The sequence below is a fragment of the Pseudomonas sp. TH10 genome (assembly GCF_016651255.1).
GTDB lineage: Bacteria > Pseudomonadota > Gammaproteobacteria > Pseudomonadales > Pseudomonadaceae > Aquipseudomonas.
Genome location: NZ_JAEKEG010000033.1, coordinates 54,572 through 69,842, shown reverse-complemented (window position 1 = coordinate 69,842; position 15,271 = coordinate 54,572). Strand labels below are relative to the sequence as shown.

Genomic DNA, 15,271 nt, shown 5'->3' with positions numbered 1-15,271 from the left:
GGATATTGACCGCGATAGCGGAAGAAAAAGTCCGCCATGATGACTCCGCCTATCGGCGGAATCACCGTGCCGATCAGGATGAGGTATGGCACCAGCATGTCGTACATGCCCAGCAGGGCCAGCGCCGTGCCGATCACTGCGCCGGCCAGGGTCACGGTTTTGCGTCGACCGGTGCGCAGCAGGTTGCAGCCGGCAACTGCGAAGTTGTAGATGGTGTTGTCCTGGGTGCTCCAGATGTTGAGCAGCAGCATCGCCATTGCGGCCATGGCAAAACCTTGCAGCAACAGCACTTCGACCACGTCCGGTTGCTGGTAGACGATGGCCCCGTAGGCGCCGATCAACACCATCAGGCCATTACCGACGAAAAACCGATCAGGCTCGCCAGCACCGCCACCCGCGCCGAGCGCGAGAAGCGTGTCCAGTTGGTCGCTTGCGTCGCGCCGCTGACGAAGGTGCCGAACACCAGCGTGATGGCGGTCGACCAATCCAGCGTGGCCGTTGGCACCACGCCGAGCAAACCTTCGAAGCCACCGACCTTCACCGTCGCAACCCACATCGACAGCATTAGCAGCAGCATCATCGCCGGCACGGCGATGTACGACAGAATCTCCAGACCGCGATAACCGACGTACGCCGTGGCGCAAAACATCAGCCCGAACAACACCATCAGCCCGAGCACTGTCCCTTCATCCAGATCGAAGTATTTGCCAAGCACTACGGCTGCCGTCGCGGTACCCCAGGCGTACCAGCCGATCTGGGTGAAACCGAGGATCAGGTCACTGAGTTTGCTGCCGACTTCGCCAAAGCAGAAGCGGCCCATCAACACCGAGTTGAGTCCGCTCTTGAAAGCGATGTAACCCAGGGCCGCCGCATACAGACCCAGCAGCAAATTGCCGACGATGATCACCGCCATCATTTCGCCAAAACTGAACGCCACGCCAAGCTTGCCGCCGGCAAACATGGTCGCGGTGAAAAATGTGAAACCGAGCAGCACCATCGCCGTCGAGGCCAGGCCTTTGCGCGCGTGCATCGGGACTTCGCTGAGGGGGTAATCGTTGCCGGGATCGTTCTGCGTCATGGGGCGGTCCTTGCTGGAGGGAGGACGCGAGGAGGGTTGCAGTGGTCGTGCCAATGTTGCGGGTCTGGGCTCAGGGGAGTAGCGGGAGGAAACGTAATAGCGCCGCGACGATGGCCTCCGGAGCATCTTCCTGCATCAGGTGCCCGGCATTTCCGATCGGATGAAACTGCGACCCTGGAATCAACTGGTGCAGCGCCCGCCCGCGGTCGATGGGGATCCATTGATCGTCCTCGCCCCACAAGATCTGCACGGGACACCGAACGTTTGGGTACTGGTTTTCGACTTCCCGGGTATAACGCTCGTCCATCTGCGCTATTTGTCGATAGAACGCTGCCTGCCCCGGATCACCCAGCCAGGGCTGAACATAGGGCGCGAGTTGCTCATCGGGGATATCACGCTTGATCGCTCCGCGAATATAAGCCGGCACGATGACGCGCTGGATGTAATCGGGCAAGCCACTGAACGCTGCTTCATGCTGGCGCACGTGCTGCACGAAAGGGGAGCCCCAGGGCGTGAGCGCCACCGGGTCGATCAGCGTCAAGCTGCGGTAATCCTTGCCGTTGAGCAAGTGCGCGCGCAACGCCGTGGCGCCGCCGAAGTCATGGGCAACCACATCCGGGCGGTCCAGCCCCCAATGTTCCAGCAGTCGCGCCAGCAGCTCGTTCTGAATGCCCAGTGACACATCGCCGTCGATCTTCTCCGACTGCCCGTAGCCCAGCAGGTCGAAATAATGCACGCGGTGTGTGGCAAAAAAGTGCGGCGCGATCCGGTGCCACACGTACGACGAAAACGGCGTGCCATGCACGAACACCAGCGGCGGGCCGTCGCCGTGTACGGCGTAACGCACCTGACGGCCATTGAAGTCAAAGACTTGATCCAGCAGCCAGTCCGTCATGGGCCTGTCCTCTTGGCGGGTTTGAGCCAAAAAGCATAGGCGTAAAAAAACAGCCCAGGGGGCTGTTCGGGTGTTTCACTGACGAAACGCATGTCGTCAATCTGTAGGAGCGAGCTTGCTCGCGATGGTCTTCAACGATAACGCTGGAAGCCTGGCACCCAGCGGCGCTCTGAGGTCTTTCGCGAGCAAGCTCGCTCCTGCAGCAGGGATGTGTTGGTCGGGGTTATTCGCCGCGATAGATGCAGCCGCTGGTGCACGTCTCGTGAATACGGATCGCGCTCAGTTCCGGCAGCAGCGGCTTCATTTCATTCCAGATGAATTTGGCCAGCACTTCGCTGGTCGGGTTTTCCAGGCCGGGAATGTCGTTCAAGTAGTTGTGATCGAGGCGCTCGTACAGCGGCTTGAAGATCGCTTTGATTTCAGAGAAATCACGGATCCAGCCAGTGTGCGGGTCGAGGTCGCCGCTCAGGTGAAGCGCCACTTTGAACGAGTGACCGTGCAGACGCCCGCACTTGTGGCCGTCCGGGACGTGCGGCAGGCGGTGGGCGGATTCGAAAGTAAATTCCTTGAAGATTTCCACAGTATTTTCGGCTCTGTTCAGATGGCGTTCGCCGCAGCGATTCGGGCAGGCGGCGAGTTTACCAGCTTGTAATTGGCCGTGCTGACTAAAGGGTCAGCAAGCGCTCGGCGAGGCGACCATTGGCGGCCAGCTCCAGAAACTCGTCGCCCAGCCGGCGGCTCTCGTCCATCGCCGCATGCCAGTATTTCTGCCGGCTTGGCGCATCGCCCATAAAGCGTTTGAAGTCGTTACGATCGGGCAGTTTGCCGTAAGGCAGGCGCGCCAGATATTCCTTGGACGGTGCGAGCAGCAACACGTCTTGCAGGCGTTCGGTCGAGGCGCGGCGCCACGGCAGGGTCTTGTCGAACCAGCCTGGAATCACCCGGTCGGTGAAGTGCGGATACAACACAATGCCGTCGCCGCTGTAGGGCAGGTCGAGGTGATAGTCGAGCAGGCCGCCGTCACGGAAGGTGCCGGCACCAGCGCCGGGCAGGTCGCGTACACCCTCCATGACCATCGGGATCGAACCCGAGGCCAGTAATGCCTGGCGCAGGTTGCCGGCGTTGAGGGCGACGAAACGCGACGGGAAATCGTTCAGCGCATTGACCGGCGGCGCGAGGCGCGGATCGTGGATGATCAACCGTTCGAAGTGTCGCGACAGCCGTGCGCGACCGCGCAGGTTGTCGGCAATCACCGAACCCAGCGCCAGCCCGAGACGGCCGCGATGATCGTCGGCCAAGCGCCCCTGACTTTTCACCACCATGATGTTCAAGCGGTAATCGGCGTTGTTGAGGATGCTTTCGTCACGGCCGTCGAGCAGATCATTGAGCATGCGCTGCGAGCTTTGACTGATCTCGGCCATGGTCACGCCTTTGTTGAAATTCTGTTCGGCGTAGAGCTCGCCGAGGCGGCGAATGCCTGCGGCGGCATCAGGCAGGCAGGCGCTGGCGAAGCGCCAGGAGCCCACCGATGCACCGATCAGCGAACGCTCGCGCGGCGCCGCCGGGAGCCATTCGCCGAACAACGCCAGATCCAGTCCCTGAATCCCCAATGCCTTCGGCCCACCGGCCGCGCCGGGCAGCGTGCCGACGTCAGCGGCGTTCAGGCCTTGGGCGCGAATCCGCGCCATGGCCCGTGGGCCGGCCTTGAGAGTAAGGGCGGGAAACTTGATGTGGATGGCGGTCATACCGGTCTCGATTCTGGCAAGCGGGAGCGATTATAAGAGATTTGAACGTCAAACCCTTGCGCAATGCATGATGGCCATTCAGTTTCAGTTAAGTTCGAATCGTTAAGGTGGCTCCCGTAAGCAACACCCAGAAAATTCGGAGACACCGATGAAAACCCTGACTGCCCTGTTCGCTGCTTCCCTCATCGCCATGACCGCCAGCCTCGCCCATGCCCGTGACCTGGGCCCTGATGAAGCCCTGCGGCTGCGCGACGCTGGTACCATTGTGTCTTTCGAGAAGCTTAATGATACAGCCCTGTCCAAACACCCGGGCTCCACCATCACCGAGACCGAACTGGAAGAAGAGTACGGCAAGTTCATCTACCAGGTGGAGATGCGTGACCCTCAGGGTCTCGATTGGGACATGGAATTGGACGCTGTCAGCGGGCAGGTTCTCAAGGATCAACAGGATACGTAATGAAGGTGCATTTTTGTCCGGCACGCGCGCCAGCCTCCGAGTGGGGCTGGCGCTGCTGGTTTTCTGTTCGGTGGTGATGGCCCGCGACCTGGATCAGGACGAAGCCCTGCGCCTGCGCCAGCAAGGGGTGATCATGCCCCTGGAGCAGCTGCTGCAGCAGGCCCTGGATCGCTACCCGGGGGCCAAATTGCTGGAGGCCGAGCTTGAAGAAAAACACGACGTCTACATTTATGAAGTCGAACTGTTGACCGCCGAAGGCGTAGTCCGCGAGCTGGACCTCGACGCCACCACTGGCCAGTTACTGAAAGACAAGGAAGATTGACCGATGCGCTTGCTTCTCGTTGAAGACCACGTGCCCCTGGCCGACGAATTGATGGCCGGTCTGAACCGCCAGGGGTATGCCGTGGACTGGCTGGCCGACGGCCGCGATGCGGTGTATCAGGGCAGCAGCGAGCCCTATGACCTGATCATTCTCGACCTCGGCCTGCCCGGCGTGCCGGGGCTCGACGTGCTGGCACAGTGGCGTGCCGACGGTTTGGCGATCCCGGTGTTGATCCTGACGGCGCGCGATTCATGGGCCGAGCGCATCGAAGGTCTGAAGGCCGGCGCCGACGATTACTTGACCAAGCCGTTTCATCCCGAAGAGCTGTACTTGCGTATCCAGTCGTTGTTGCGCCGCTCCAAGGGTCAGGCCAATCAATCGACGTTGAAGGCCGCTGGCCTGCATCTGGACGAAGGTCGCCAGTGCGTGGTTCGCGACGGCGCCGACATTCAGCTGACCGCCGCTGAATTCCGTCTGCTGCGCTATTTCATGCTGCACCCGGAGCAGATCCTCTCGAAGAGCCACCTCGCCGAACACCTCTACGACGGTGAGACCGAGCGTGATTCCAACGTGCTGGAGGTCCACGTCAATCATCTGCGACGCAAGCTGGGCCGCAGCGTGATCGAAACCCGTCGCGGCCAGGGCTACCTGTTCGGCGGGCAAGCCAAGTGAAGTCGATCCAGCGCCGCTTGAGCCTGGGCCTGATCAGCGTGATGGTGATTGTCGGTCTGGTGTTGGCGCAGACCAGCCTGTGGCTGTTCGAAATGGGTTTGCAGCGCTACCTCGAGGCGGGCCTGCGCAACGACAGCGAGAACCTGCTGGTGGCACTGGTACGCGGGCCCCAGGGTTTGCAACTGGATGAGCGGCACCTGTCGCCGGCCTATCAGCGGCCGTTCTCCGGGCACTACTTCCGCATCGATTTCGCCGACAAACATTGGCGCTCGCGATCCCTGTGGGACCAGGAGTTTCCCCGCCTCACTGAGTCGGGGCTGCACAGCAACCTGCAACTGGGGCCCGAGGGCCAGCAGTTGCTGGTGTTGCGTTCCGACTATCGGCGGCTGGGACAGTCGATTTCCATCAGCGTGGCGCAGGACTACACCCCGGTGCGCGACAGTTTCCTGCGCATGCAACAGGTCGGCCTCGGGCTGGGACTGGCGGGGCTGCTGCTGATTCTGGTGCTGCAACGGGTCACCGTACGTCGGGCGTTGCGTCCCCTGGAAAAGGCCCGCGAGCAGATCGCCCAGTTGCAACAGGGGCAGCGCTCGCAGCTGGACGATCAGGTCCCGGTAGAGCTGGAGCCTCTGGTGGCGCAGATCAACCATCTGCTGGCACACACCGAGGACAGCCTCAAGCGCTCGCGCAATGCCCTGGGCAATCTTGGCCACTCCTTGAAAACCCCGCTGGCGGTGTTGGTGAGCCTGGCCTCGAGTGAAAAACTCGATGACCACCCCGAGTTGCGCAGGATCTTCAAGGAGCAGCTGGAGCAGGTCCGGCAACGGCTCAATCGAGAGCTCAATCGCGCAAGGTTGTCCGGCGATGCGCTGCCGGGCGCCTTGTTCGATTGCGCTGGCGAGTTACCGGGGCTGCTGGCGACGCTGAACATGATCCACGGTGAACACCTGCACCTGAGCTACCGCGCGCCCCAGGGGCTGCGCCTGCCCTGGGATCGTGAAGACCTGCTGGAACTGCTCGGCAATCTGCTGGACAACGCCTGCAAATGGGCGGATGCCGAGGTGCGCTTGAGTGTAGTGGAGACGACGGCAGGGTTTGAGTTGAATGTGGAGGATGACGGGCCGGGTATCCCCGAGGATCAACGGACCCAGGTCTTCAGCCGCGGTACCCGTTTGGATGAGCAGACCGATGGGCACGGCCTGGGGCTGGGGATCGTGCGCGATATCGTCGACACGTGGGGCGGGGTGTTGCGCCTGGAGGAGAGTGAGTGGGGCGGGTTGCGGGTGGTGATTGAACTGCCCAGGCGCTGAGACCTGAAGCAGCCCCAAAGTCCCTGCGGGAGCCAGCCTGCTAGCTCCCACATTGCTCTTGCACATTGGCTTTTCCACATTGGATCGGCCGTGCGCTGTGGACTGGCTCAGACGCGGAACTGATCCATCAGGCTCTGCTGCTGATTCGCCAGGCTATTGAGCGACTGGCTCACCCGCGCCGATTCATTCGCCTGCCCGGACAACGACTCCGTCACATCACGAATCGTCGCCACGTTGTTGTTGATCTCTTCTGCCACCGCGCTTTGTTCTTCAGCCGCGCTGGCAATCTGCAGGTTCATGTCGCTGATCACCGTCACCGCGTCGCCGATCTGCCGCAGTGCCGTCACCGCTTGGCCAACCTGTTCGACACTGCCTTGCGCCTGGCGATGACTGTTGTTCATCGAGCCGACCACGTCCTGCGTGCCGCTCTGCAATTGCTCGATCACCTGGCGGGTTTCTTCCACCGACTCTTGCGTGCGGCGGGCGAGGTTGCGCACCTCATCGGCGACGACGGCAAAACCGCGTCCGGCTTCACCGGCACGGGCGGCTTCAATCGCCGCGTTGAGCGCCAGCAGGTTGGTCTGCTCGGCGATGGCTGCGAATCACTTCCAGCACCGAGCCGATTTTCTCGCTGTTGGCCGCCAGCGCCTTCGACCTGCACCATCGCCGCACTCATGTCGGCGGCAAGGTTGTCGATGCTGGCGGTGGTGCGGTCGATCACGGTCAGGCCCTGACGGGTGGCGCGATCAGCGTCCTTGGCGGCTTCGGCTGCCTGGGCGGCGCTGCGTGCAACGTCTTGTGCGGTGGCGCTCATTTCGTGAGAGGCGGTCGCGACTTGATCGACCTGACGGTATTGCTGCTCCATACCGGCGCTGGTCTGCGTGGCGATCGCCGAGGACTGGTCCGCCGTATTGCGTGCGTCCTGCACCGAGCGTTTGACGTCGGCAATGATCGGCTGCAACTTGTCGAGGAAGCGGTTGAACCAGCCGGCCAACTGGCCGAGTTCGTCCTTTTTGTCGTAAGCCAGGCGACGGGTCAGATCACCTTCGCCGCTGGCGATGTCTTCGAGCATGTGCGCCACGCCGAGAATCGGTTTGGTCACACTGCGCGCCATCAGCCACACCAGCAGCAGGCCGATCAGCGCGGCCAGGACGCCGAGGCTCAGCTCGATCAGCGTGCCCGAGTTGTTGCTCGCATCCAGTTGCTGCTTGAGCGCTTCGGCGCGCGCCACCAGGACTTTTTCCGGCACTTGCAGCAGCACGCCCCAGGATTTGCCACCGGGGATCGGCTCGAAGGGTGCGAGCACCTTGAGCTGTTGGTCGCTGTGCAGGCTGGCCGTCTTGTCGCTGGTCGCCAGCAACCGAATCAGCTCGGCGCCGCTGCTCTTGTCGATACTGTCCAGGCGCTGGCTGAGTTTGCTCGCATCCGGGCTGTAACCGGCGAGCAGGCCGACGGGGCTGATGATGCTCACGGCGGTCTGGCCGTCATAGAGCTTTTTGCTCGCGCCCTGGCTGATGGCTTGCAGGCTGTTGAGGTTGATGTCGACCGACAGCGAGGCGATGACTTTGCCGTTGACTATCAGCGGGAAAACGATGCTGGTCATCAGCACGTTCTGGCCATCGATTACATAGAAGTACGGCTCGATGACGCACGGCTTGAGCGAGGTGCGCGGGCAGGTGAACCAGGCGTTGGCCGGTTCGCCGCTGGGGCCGGCATTGGTGTCGGCCATGTCGCTTTCCGGCAACGCCATGGACGTTACCTGGCCCGGGGTCGGTTGCGACCAGTACAGGGCGAAACGGCCCTTGTCGTTGCTGCCCAGTTCAGCTTGGCCGGCGAACAGTTCGTCCTTGCCGTCCAGTGCGTTGGCTTCGAACACCAGCGACAGACCGAGCAGATCCGGGTTGGCTTGCAGGGCGGATTTGACCTGACGGGTCATGTCTTCGCGCAGGTCGAAAGCGTCGAGGAAGCGCTTTTCAGCCTGCTCACGGAGGAACAGTACCTGGCGCGAGAAGCCATGGCCGTATTGATAGGCGTCCATGAACTGCTGGCGAATGCCGGCGGCCTGCACTTCACCTTGAGATTCGATGCGCGCTTGGGCCGATTCGGTGAGCATCTCCATGCTGGAGGCCTTCACCAGCTCGGAACTGTGCTCCATGCGATACAGCGAAAGACCCACCAACAGGGTCACGATACCGGCCAGGCAGAGGCCGGCGAGCAGGGTGATTTTCCATTGGATGGAAAGTTGTCTTAGCGACATGGAGACGTCCTTATTCGATAAATATCTGAGACTTTGCACTGTAACGGCCGTTGCTCGGGATTCTTGAAGTCACTGATCGAGAGATATTGCGGGGATGTGTGGGTGTCACATGTGGGAGCAAGGCTAGCCCGCGATGGCGTCCTGGAAATCGCCATCGCAGACCCGCCTTGCTCCCGCAGCGTGCGCGTTGCTGTCACTGGCTTTGACAAGCTGGCAGCGCTGCGGCACAGTGCGCGCCCTCTAATAAAACCCATTCTAAAATCCGCTGGCGGCTCTTCGCAGACTGCCGGCTGAGCTCATTCCGCTTGCCTTGAGGTAACGATGATTAATGCAGTAATTGCTGCGGTCGGCGTCATGCTGATACTCAGCCTGTCCCGCGTACACGTAGTGATCGCGCTGATCGTGGGCGCGCTGGTCGGTAGGCCTGACCGGCGGCCTGGGCATTGACGCCACGCTTAAAGCGTTCAACAGCGGCCTTGGGGGCGGGGCTACCGTTGCGCTGTCCTATGCCTTGCTGGGGGCGTTCGCGGTGGCGATTGCCAAGTCGGGGATGGCCCATGCCCTGGCGGACAAGGCGCTGGCCATGGTTGATCGCCAGCACGCCAGTGGTGGCGGCCGGGTCAAATGGTTGCTGATCGGCCTGCTGGGAGTCGTGGCCGTCGCCTCGCAAAACATCTTGCCGATACATATCGCCTTTATTCCGTTGCTGGTGCCGCCGCTTTTATACGTGCTGACCAAGCTGCAACTGGATCGACGTTTGATCGCCTGCGTCATGACCTTCGGCCTGATCACGCCATACATGTTCCTGCCGGTGGGCTTTGGCAACATCTTCCTCAACGAGATCCTGCTGGCCAACGTCGCCCGCAGCGGCGTCGATATCAGCGGCATCAACGTCACCCACGCAATGGGTATCCCGGCGCTGGGCATGGTGTTTGGCCTGACGATCGCGTTTTTCAGCTACCGCAAGAAGCGCGTCTACGACCTGGGCAAGATCGAGCAGGTCGAGCAGGTGGCGGTGCAGTACAACCCGCTGAGCCTGATGGTCGCGGGCCTGGCGATCATCGCCGCGTTCGTGATCCAGCTGCTGCTCGACTCGATGATCATTGGCGCCCTGGCAGGGTTCCTGATTTTCTCGGTGTCGGGGATTGTGAAGTGGCGTGATACCGACGATCTGTTCACCGAAGGCATGAAGATGATGGCGATGATCGGCTTCATCATGATCGCCGCCTCGGGGTTTGGCGAAGTGATCAAGGCCACTGGCGATGTGCAGTCGCTGGTCGAAACCTCCGCTTCCTGGATCGGTCACAGCAAGGCCATTGGTGCCTTGTTGATGTTGCTGGTGGGGTTGCTGGTGACCATGGGCATCGGCTCGTCGTTCTCGACGGTGCCGATCCTGGCGGTGATTTTCGTGCCACTGTGCGTGCAGCTGGGCTTCAGCCCGCTGGCGATCGTGTGCATCGTCGGCACAGCAGGTGCACTGGGGGATGCGGGCTCCCCAGCCTCGGATTCGACCCTCGGCCCGACCTCCGGCTTGAACGTCGATGGCCAGCATCACCATATCTGGGACACTGTGGTGCCGACTTTCCTGCACTACAACCTGCCGCTGCTGGCCTTCGGCTGGGTGGCGGCGATGGTGTTGTGATCCCCACGCCTCACTGGTCTCCCCTGTGGGAGTGAGTGACATTCAACTTTTGCTCCGGCGTGCCGTTAAAGCCTTTAACCACGCCAATAAAACCAAAAGAGTGAGCACCCCATGCGCCTGAGCCTCAAGGCCAAAGTCCTGTCCCTCGCCGTTCTCCCGGTATTGCTCTTTGCGCTGGTCATCAGCCTGACCACGCTGTTCATCCTGCAGGAACAGGCACACAAAGAGGTCGAGCAGACCCGCGAACGGCTGCTGGCCGACGCCAAGGCCACCCTGCAAAGTTACGTCGCCGTGGCCATGACCACGATCAAGCCGCTATACGACGCAGCCGCCCCAGGCGATGACGCCGCGCGGGCGCAGGCGATCAAATTGCTCTCGGGCATTCGTTACGGCAAGGACGGCTACTTCTTCGGTTACGACTCCGAGACCGTGCGCCTGTTCAAGGCCAACGACCCCGAAGGCGTGGGCAAAAGCTTCAAGGACAACCGCGACCCGAACGGCGTCTACGTCAACCAGGGGCTGGTGAAAGTGGCGAAGGACGGCACTCACTACCTGCAATACAGTTCACCGTTGCCGGGCAACACCCAGGTTCTGGTGCCCAAGCTTGGCTACACCGAGTACCTGGCCAAATGGGACATGGCGGTGGGTACGTCGGTGAATCTCGACGGCATTGAAGCGCAGGTGGCGCTGGTCGAGGCCAAGGTACAGGAACGCATGGAAGGGTGGTGTGGAGCATCGTCGCCATCGCTGCCGTGGTGTTGCTGGTGATCGCCGCTGCTGGCGTGTTGCTGTCCAACACGATCTTGCGTCCACTGCACCTGATGAAAGCCAACCTCGATGACATCGCGGCCGGCGAGGGTGACCTGACCCGCCGCCTGACTATTACCAGCCAGGATGAACTTGGCGAACTGGCGGGCTCGTTCAATCGTTTTGTCGACAAGATCCATGGGCTGGTGCGCCAGATCACTGAAATGACTTCGCAACTGACCGGCCTGGTGACACAGGTATCCGCTCAGGCCCAACGCTCGGACCAGGCGATGGAACGCCAGCGTCACGAGACCGATCAGGTGGCCACGGCGATCAATGAAATGTCGGCGGCCGCCCAGGAAGTCGCCAAAAGCGCGCAGAACGCTGCGGTAGCAGCTCAGCAGACGGATGAAGAGGGCCAGGCGGCCAAGCGGGTAGTGGCCGGCAGCATCGTGAAGATTCACGCGCTGGTGGACGACATTCGCAGCAGCGGCGTGTCGCTGGACAGTTTGCAGAAGGACGTGTCGTCGATTGTCGGCGTGCTCGGGGTGATTCGGTCGATTGCCGAGCAGACCAACCTGCTGGCGCTCAACGCAGCGATCGAGGCGGCGCGGGCCGGTGAGGCCGGACGCGGTTTTGCTGTGGTGGCGGACGAAGTGCGGGCGCTGGCCAGTCGCACGCAAATCAGCACCCAGGAAATCCAGGGCATGATCGACCGTTTACAGGCGGGCACGCAGTCAGCGGTTGAGGCGATGCGTCGCTCCAGCGAGGCCGGCGACGGCACCAGCGCCCAGGCCAACGAGGCGGGCGCTTCGCTGGATGCGATGGCGCAGCTGATCGGCACGATCAACTCGATGAACGCGCAGATCGCCAGCGCCGCCGAAGAGCAGACTGCCGTGGCCGAAGAGATCAACCGCAGCGTGCATCAGATTGCGGCAGCCGTGGACAGCGTCGCTGACGAAACCCAGCTCGGCGCACAAACCACCCGTAGCCTCGCGGATCTGGGGCAGCGGTTGGGCGGACTGGTTGGGCAGTTTCGTATCTGACGCCTGACGTTTTTGGTGGCCAGTACATGCCTGTGGCAATAGAGCTCCTGTGGCGAGGGGCAGGTTGCCTGCTCCAGGATGGTGCCATAGCGCACTGCCCACCTCGCCAGCTAGGGTCGGTCCCAGTACGGCACCGCCCCGAAGCATTCGACAAAATCGATCACCGTCCTGACCTTCACCGACAACCGTCGGCTACCGGGCCAGAGGACGGCGATCTGCTGCGGTTCCAGGCTGTTGGATACCTGATACTCCTCCAGCACGGGCACCAGCGTGCCGTTTCGCACCGCTTCGCCAATCAGCCATGACGGAAACATCACCAGCCCCAGGCCCTGTTCCGCCGCTTGAGTGAGGGTGTCGGCATGGTTGCCGGTGATGGGCCCCTTCACCGAGTAAGGCACCCAGTCCTGCTGATCCTTGCGGAAAAACCAGCGCTGCTGGCCGGTTGCACCTTTGTAGGCGAGGCATTGGTGTTGCGCCAGATCCTCAGGCTGTTGCGGTGTGCCGTGGCGCTTGAGATATGCCGGGCTGGCCGCGACCTGAAAGCGGTGCGGCGCCAGAATCCGCGCCTGCATGCTCGAATCGTGCAGCGGGCCGATGCGAAACAGCAGATCGGCACCTTCCTGCAGCGGATCGACGTAGCTGTCGGTCTGCTGGATATCCAGTTGCAGCTTCGGGTAACGCGCGCACAACTCGCCAAGCCAGGGCGTCAGATGCCGCTGACCGAACACCACCGGGGCGTTGATGCGCACCAGGCCGGTGGGTTCGCTTTGTTGTTCCTGTAACGCTTGTTCAGCCTCTTCCAATTGCACCAGCAGCAATCGCGCATGGTAACCGAGCATGCGCCCGGCCTCGGTCGGCGTCACGGCGCGGGTGTGGCGATAGAGCAATTGCTGGTTCAGCGCCTGTTCCATCAACTGGATCTGCCGGGAAATCGACGAGGGCGCTACGCCTTCGCGGCGGGCGACTTCGGAAAAACTGCCGTGGTCGAGCACTGCGACAAACAGCCGTAGCGCCTTGAATCCGAGTTCGTTAAGCCCGTGCATGCTGAATCCTGCTGTGCGTTTTTCGCAAAAGTGTTGTCCGGATGCTCCCATTTATCGCAAAGCGGCGCCAGCCGATAATGCACGCCTCCTTCGCCCATTGGGCGCAAGTCTGCGCGCGAAATCATCGTTCACCGGCTTGTTGCCGACCCGAGCAGCGTTTTCGCGAGCAGGCTCGCGCCCACATGGGTTTGTGTTAACTGACCACAGGTTATCTTTATGCAATCTTCAATCGAACAGGTCGCTGCGACGCCTGCCACCAAACCCGGGCTACGGCTGCTGCTGTTGCCGCTGGTGATCCTGGCCGGCATGGGGCTTTCCGTGGAGGCCGGGTTGCTGGGGCCGCTGGGGGTCAGGTCGGGCATCTGTGGGCGACCTTGAGCATCTTTGGCGTTGGCTCGGCCATCTTGTTTCTGCTGCTGTTGATGAGCGGCCCGCAACAGGGGCCGGCGTTGAACACCTTGCCGCGCTGGCAACTGATCGGCGGATTCCTGGGCCCCGTTTACGTGATCGTACTCACGCTGGCCACGCCGCATATCGGCATCGCCATGACGATGATCGCGATTCTTTCAGGGCAGGTCGGCAAAAGCGTACTGATCGACCATTTCGGCTGGTTCGGCGCAACGCGCAAAAAGGTCAACGGTGAACGCTGGCTGGCGTTGGTGTTGATTGTTGCCGCACTTGTTCTGATTGCCAGGGGTTGATCATGAGTCTGTTTATTTTGTTGGCGGTGGTCGTAGCGGCCGGTGCGGTGTTGAGTGTGCAGGCGGCGATCAATGGACGCCTGGGTGAAACGGTAGGCGTGTTGCGCAGCAGTCTGTTGACCTTCGTGGTCGGCGCTGTGGTGACCGGCTTGCTGATCCTGTTCTTCGAACCGACCCATGCGGTGAGTCTGCTCGACGTGCCGAAATGGCAGCTCAGCGGCGCCCTCTTCGGCGTGGTCTACATGATGGTGATGGTCGGCGCAGTGCCACGGGTAGGGGCGGCTGTCGCCACTGTGGCGGTTATCGTCGGGCAGTTGGGCATGGGCATGCTGATCGACAATTTCGGCTGGCTGGGCAACCCGGCAATCGAGTTGTCGGGCAGCCGGATCCTGGCCATGGTGTGCCTGGCGCTGGCACTGGTGTTCATGTACCGCAGTAATGCGCGGCAGGCGTAACGTTGATGGTTGATGGTCCTACACTGTAATCACGGGTGGGCATCCGCTGCATCCGGACGACCATAACGATGGAGTCAAGACCATGACCGTGACCAGGACCGATACCTGCGACTGCCCCAAATGCAAGTGCGAGCTGGGTGAGCACCCGATCGCTCGACACGGCAAGCATTACTGCTGCGAAGCTTGCGCCAAGCACCACGAGCATGGCGAAGAGTGTTCATCCAAAGGCTGCAAGTGCGCCCACAGGTAACCGGTCACCCAATAACCGGTCACCCAAACAAAGTGGAGCCTTTTCAGGCTCCACTGTTGTTGTGGGCAAACCATGCTTCGTGGGTCAGCCAGCCGGCCGCCAGGTCACGTTCTCGACGCCGAATTTCTCGGCCATCGGTTTGCTGGTCTTCTGCACCTTCTCCCGGCCAAAGCGCGGGATCCGACCCACACCGGCGTCACAGCTTGCCCAATGCCAAGCCTCTGCGTTGTCCATCTTGTCCAGACGGATAATGAAAGACTTGGGGGCGCCATGAAGGGTGTACTCAATGACGAATAATTTTGCGTTGTTCATAAAGCCCGTGATTCTCCCTGTGGTATTAGAAGGATCATCGGCGGGCCGGAAAATTCAGTCGGATTGTCAGACGGCAGCGAGTCGGGATGGGCTCCCAGCCTGAAACTGACACCCAACCCCCTGCGGAATACCCTCACCCGTGATACCGCATCCTGGCGGTCGATGCACAAAAGTATTAATGCTAATTAACCCACCGGGCAGGTTTACCCTCCGCACGCTTGTCTACTACGGTGTTGCAGGAGTGATACGGCACACGCCGTCGCAGTCTTGATCTGCGTGTTGAAGGATTCCTGGCCACTATGGCCAACGCAGCACGCCCTTCAAGGAAGAAAGGAACAA

At 61.5% G+C, this 15,271-nt stretch carries 12 protein-coding genes and 7 pseudogenes; 11 read left to right on the top strand and 8 right to left on the bottom strand.

The annotated features are described in order from the left end of the window. From codB to JFT80_RS05065, 4 genes and pseudogenes are all read right to left on the bottom strand, one after another. Positions 1 to 1,078: pseudogene (gene codB, locus JFT80_RS05080) on the bottom strand (cytosine permease); the annotation flags it as partial. A 70-nt stretch (positions 1,079 to 1,148) separates the two neighbouring features. Next, positions 1,149 to 1,973: an alpha/beta fold hydrolase gene (locus tag JFT80_RS05075; protein ID WP_201147135.1), complete on the bottom strand. Its 825-nt coding sequence runs from the start codon at positions 1,971 to 1,973 to the stop codon at positions 1,149 to 1,151. Positions 1,974 to 2,196: 223 nt separating this feature from the next. After that, positions 2,197 to 2,553 carry a 6-carboxytetrahydropterin synthase QueD gene (gene queD, locus JFT80_RS05070; protein WP_007915588.1) on the bottom strand — a complete coding sequence of 119 codons (357 nt, stop codon included), beginning with the start codon at positions 2,551 to 2,553 and terminating at the stop codon, positions 2,197 to 2,199. Positions 2,554 to 2,638: 85 nt separating this feature from the next. Further along, positions 2,639 to 3,718 carry a patatin-like phospholipase family protein gene (locus JFT80_RS05065; RefSeq protein ID WP_201147134.1) on the bottom strand — a complete coding sequence of 360 codons (1,080 nt, stop codon included), beginning with the start codon at positions 3,716 to 3,718 and terminating at the stop codon, positions 2,639 to 2,641. Between the two features lie 148 nt (positions 3,719 to 3,866). Here JFT80_RS05065 and JFT80_RS05060 point away from each other — a divergent pair, with 148 nt between their 5' ends. From JFT80_RS05060 to JFT80_RS05045, 4 genes are all read left to right on the top strand, one after another. Continuing rightward, the gene (locus JFT80_RS05060) at positions 3,867 to 4,175 is read left to right on the top strand and encodes a PepSY domain-containing protein (protein ID WP_201147133.1); all 309 of its coding nucleotides are present in this window, start codon (positions 3,867 to 3,869) and stop codon (positions 4,173 to 4,175) included. Between the two features lie 76 nt (positions 4,176 to 4,251). After that, a complete protein-coding gene (locus JFT80_RS05055; protein ID WP_242482796.1) occupies positions 4,252 to 4,497 on the top strand; it encodes a PepSY domain-containing protein in 246 nt (81 codons plus the stop codon). A 3-nt stretch (positions 4,498 to 4,500) separates the two neighbouring features. Next, positions 4,501 to 5,169 carry a response regulator transcription factor gene (locus JFT80_RS05050; protein ID WP_201147131.1) on the top strand — a complete coding sequence of 223 codons (669 nt, stop codon included), beginning with the start codon at positions 4,501 to 4,503 and terminating at the stop codon, positions 5,167 to 5,169. Further along, positions 5,166 to 6,479 (top strand): sensor histidine kinase, encoded by a 1,314-nt coding sequence (locus JFT80_RS05045; protein WP_201147130.1) that lies wholly within the window; start codon positions 5,166 to 5,168, stop codon positions 6,477 to 6,479. Before JFT80_RS05050 ends, JFT80_RS05045 begins: the two co-directional genes overlap by 4 nt. 107 nt (positions 6,480 to 6,586) lie before the next feature. Here JFT80_RS05045 and JFT80_RS25355 read toward each other — a convergent pair. Together JFT80_RS25355 and JFT80_RS25350 are read right to left on the bottom strand one after the other, a co-directional pair. Beyond that, positions 6,587 to 7,075, bottom strand: a pseudogene (locus JFT80_RS25355) (methyl-accepting chemotaxis protein); the annotation flags it as partial. Positions 7,076 to 7,494: 419 nt separating this feature from the next. Then, positions 7,495 to 7,551: pseudogene (locus JFT80_RS25350) on the bottom strand (hypothetical protein); the annotation flags it as partial. 1,509 nt (positions 7,552 to 9,060) lie between these two features. Between JFT80_RS25350 and JFT80_RS05035 the strand changes: the two are divergent. The 4 genes and pseudogenes from JFT80_RS05035 to JFT80_RS25335 all read left to right on the top strand — a co-directional run. Continuing rightward, positions 9,061 to 10,378, top strand: a pseudogene (locus JFT80_RS05035) (Na+/H+ antiporter family protein). 111 nt (positions 10,379 to 10,489) lie between these two features. Further along, complete coding sequence (locus JFT80_RS25345; RefSeq protein ID WP_374091326.1) at positions 10,490 to 11,146, top strand: cache domain-containing protein; 657 nt, start codon at positions 10,490 to 10,492, stop codon at positions 11,144 to 11,146. A 53-nt stretch (positions 11,147 to 11,199) separates the two neighbouring features. Continuing rightward, a pseudogene (locus JFT80_RS25340) lies at positions 11,200 to 11,265 on the top strand (hypothetical protein); the annotation flags it as partial. Positions 11,266 to 11,658: 393 nt separating this feature from the next. Continuing rightward, positions 11,659 to 12,171 (top strand): annotated as a pseudogene (locus JFT80_RS25335) (methyl-accepting chemotaxis protein); the annotation flags it as partial. 110 nt (positions 12,172 to 12,281) lie between these two features. Here the strand turns inward: JFT80_RS25335 and JFT80_RS05025 are convergent. Continuing rightward, a complete protein-coding gene (locus JFT80_RS05025; protein WP_201147129.1) occupies positions 12,282 to 13,214 on the bottom strand; it encodes a LysR family transcriptional regulator in 933 nt (310 codons plus the stop codon). A 216-nt stretch (positions 13,215 to 13,430) separates the two neighbouring features. Between JFT80_RS05025 and JFT80_RS05020 the strand changes: the two are divergent. The 3 genes and pseudogenes from JFT80_RS05020 (at position 13,431) to JFT80_RS05010 (ending at position 14,620) form a co-directional block, all read left to right on the top strand. After that, positions 13,431 to 13,915 (top strand): annotated as a pseudogene (locus tag JFT80_RS05020) (DMT family transporter). Positions 13,916 to 13,917: 2 nt separating this feature from the next. Next, a complete protein-coding gene (locus tag JFT80_RS05015; protein ID WP_122839386.1) occupies positions 13,918 to 14,370 on the top strand; it encodes a DMT family transporter in 453 nt (150 codons plus the stop codon). Between the two features lie 82 nt (positions 14,371 to 14,452). Beyond that, positions 14,453 to 14,620: a metallothionein gene (locus JFT80_RS05010; protein ID WP_122839385.1), complete on the top strand. Its 168-nt coding sequence runs from the start codon at positions 14,453 to 14,455 to the stop codon at positions 14,618 to 14,620. 84 nt (positions 14,621 to 14,704) lie between these two features. Here JFT80_RS05010 and JFT80_RS05005 read toward each other — a convergent pair whose 3' ends face one another. Continuing rightward, entirely contained in the window at positions 14,705 to 14,932 is a 228-nt protein-coding gene (locus tag JFT80_RS05005) for a DUF6555 family protein (RefSeq protein WP_045060943.1), read from the bottom strand. Positions 14,933 to 15,271: the final 339 nt, after the last annotated feature.